The 3102-nt window shown below is 34.3% G+C and carries 2 protein-coding genes; both read left to right on the forward strand.

Annotation, left to right across the window (positions count from 1 at the left end):
* The first annotated feature begins 758 nt into the window (after window positions 1–758).
* On the forward strand, window positions 759–1721 hold the full coding sequence (locus A5844_RS02440) for a helix-turn-helix domain-containing protein (RefSeq protein ID WP_086283592.1): 963 nt from the start codon (window positions 759–761) through the stop codon (window positions 1719–1721).
* Between the two features lie 479 nt (window positions 1722–2200).
* Window positions 2201–3102: IS110 family RNA-guided transposase (locus A5844_RS02445; protein WP_179190518.1), on the forward strand; the 902-nt coding region annotated here is incomplete at its 3' end.

Consider the following 3102-nt stretch of genomic DNA (forward strand, 5'->3'; position numbering starts at 1 on the left):
AAATTTATTTAAAACCGATGAATTCAACTTAGATATTTGTTATAATTAGCGAAGTTGTAGATAGTCTACAGCATATTAAGGAGCATTCCATGCAACATCTGGCCATGTTGTTTGGACCCCTTAGCTTTTCAACGACCTTGACACAGATTGGCGTCTGTATTAAGCGAGAAATCTAAGGGTGCTCCTTTTTGTTTACTCTCGTATCACTTTGAAAACAAATTTCCGTGTACCACGAAAGCTCCCAAAAAATATTTACTTGTCTTATCTCCCCATTAAGAATAACACGTTATCGTTAAAAATAGCAACCATAACCCTTTGTATTCTAAACGTTTACACACTCTAATCCATTACAGTAAACAACAAACAAAAATACAAGTGTGAAACATTTTAAATAACAGTCGGTTTTTGTTAAACTACAAGTAACGATAGTAACCTTTCTGAAATCTTTTCCTATATACATTTAATTTTTACCAAATGGTAGCCACACTTGCTTTTATGAGAAAGACTTATCTAATAAAAGCTCTTTGAAACAATCATCAAAAACTACTAGGGACGTGTAACTTGTGCATCAAGTAGATCAATCGGAAATGGAAACATGTAGCCACCCCCTCTCAATTTTAAATGTAATGTTGCGGAAAAATTTGTAAACCCATCGTCATATAAAGTATACAATATCTAAGAAAAAAAATCTCTCATAAAGCCAAATATATGAATTTAAGTTAGCTCATTTTTATAGATAAGAAAGTGAGGACAGGACAATGGATATTCACGTACTCATACGGAACTTAAGAGTGAAACAAGGATTAAGTCAAAAAGAGGTTGCTAGCGGAATCATGAGTCCTTCTGCCTATTCGAAATTTGAATCAGGTGAACGTGCTTTTACTTCCAAAGAATTGGATCGAATCTTAACGAAGCTTGATGCTCACCTTAAAGATTTAAGTAGTATAGAGCTTTTAAAAGACCCCACCAACTCCAAATTAAGAGCGCTTACACAAGCGGTGCAAAAGGACACTTTAGATTTAAATGAATTAAAAAATCTTCATACACGTCTAAAAGCTCAAAAAGATTACTCGATAAAGTCTTACCGTAATTATTTGTATGTGAAACACCACTTCAAAAATTATACCAATTCAGTAGATCCAATCACTACACAGGAAATCAATCAACTATTTAATCAAATTAAGGAAAAAAAATATTTGACCTATTATCATCTTCAACTTGTTTCAGATTTCACACCACACTTCACTGCCGAGCAACTACTGTTTTTTTGGAAAATTCTACGAATATATCGAGTTGAATCAATGAGCGCGCTTGATCATGCGTACTTACAGTTTTTCCTTATGGCTCTTTCAAATATTACCGATACTTTGATTGACAAGGCTGTGATTGACCATGATGCCCCTGATTTAGAACTTTTGGCATACGCAGAAGAATGCTGCGATAAATTAAGCGATATCTTGACCATTTATCCATCCTTCAACTTTAGTCTCTTGTTCTCACTTTTTAGAATACGCCTAGCCTATTACAAAGCTGTGGAAATAGAAGAGAAAATGGTCGCTTTAAACAAAGCACAATTATATAAAAAAGAAATTGAATTTCTCGTGAATATGAGAGATTACGATGGCAAAAAAATCAAAACAACTGCAGAGATCGTATTGTATAGCCTAACAAACTTATTAGAAACGGGTATGCCTGGAAAAGTCACATACTTCATTGATTGAAACCTTCTGGGAAGAGACAGAGTCCACGACAGTAGTTCATTTTAACATATGGCAGTCAAGTGGTTTCGATTTGACACTAAGCAAGAACCTAAATAAAAATGAAAGATTATTTTCTAAAAATTCGATCTTATAGGTTCGATCAAAAGCTATGAAAGCATTCCGTTTACACTTTTATAAAAAATAATCGGAGAATTTCAGAAACAGCAAATCCAACTTCAAATTCTGACTCTTTATCAAACACACATGAATTCGCAAACTCATTCACCCTGAAGAATGAAAGGTAAGATTGTAGTACAATTATAGAGGAAAGGAAAAAAGCCGCCATTATTTTGGAAAAGCAAGTGATGCCGATTGTCAAACTGGCTTGCTTTATTTCTCGAGAACCTTGAAATATTGCCAATGAGCATGTGTATAAAAATTTGATTTTACATGAAATAAAGCACTCCTTTCCTAAAATCATGGGAAAGGAGTGCCTTTTTATGGAAATCATTTACGAATGCTGTGCTGGATTAGATGTCCATCAAAGTAATGTTGTTGCTTGTGTTTTACAAGGTCCGCTTACTTCTACCAGACCAAAAAAACATCTACAAAAATTTGATACGACCACCAAAGGATTATTAGCCCTACATGAATGGCTAACGGATTTTGATTGTGAGATTGTCGCTATGGAAAGTACAGGTATTTATTGGAAACCGGTTTGGCACATTCTTCAAGGAAATTTCGACTTAGTTCTAGCTAATCCGTATAAAATTAAAAATATTCCTGGGCAAAAAACGGATAAAAAAGATGCAAGTTGGATTGCTAAGTTGCTGCGAGTAGGTTTGATTCCCAAAAGTTTTGTTCCAGAGGAACCTATACAAGATTTGCGTGAACTCACACGGTTAAGAAAAATGTGGATCGAATCTAGAAATCGAGAAAAGAATCGCGCGCACAAAATTTTACAGACTGCCGGAATTAAAATAACTTCTTACATGACAGATATATTCGGATTATCTGGAAGAAATTTATTAAATCTATTGATTAATGAGGAAGATATTACTGCAGAAAAAGTTGAAGCGGCTGTTTATACTTCTTTAAAATTTAAAGTGCCGGAATTAGTGGAAGGACTTACTGGCTTTTTCAGAAGTCATCACAAGTTTTTATTGGCACAAATTTTAGATGTTATTGATATGTATAACAGTAAGATTGGTGAACTAGAAACCAAAATAGCCGAATATTTACTTCCTTACCAAAAACAGATGGACAATTTATTAACGATCCCAGGAATTAGTACGGATTCAGCTGCTGTAATTATCTCTGAGTTTGGCATTCATATGAATCAGTTTTCTTCTGCAGAAAGATTAGCCTCATGGGTTGGTCTGTGTCCTGGAAACAATGAAAG

The sequence above is a fragment of the Candidatus Enterococcus wittei genome (genome assembly GCF_002140175.1).
Classification (GTDB): domain Bacteria; phylum Bacillota; class Bacilli; order Lactobacillales; family Enterococcaceae; genus Enterococcus_B; species Enterococcus_B wittei.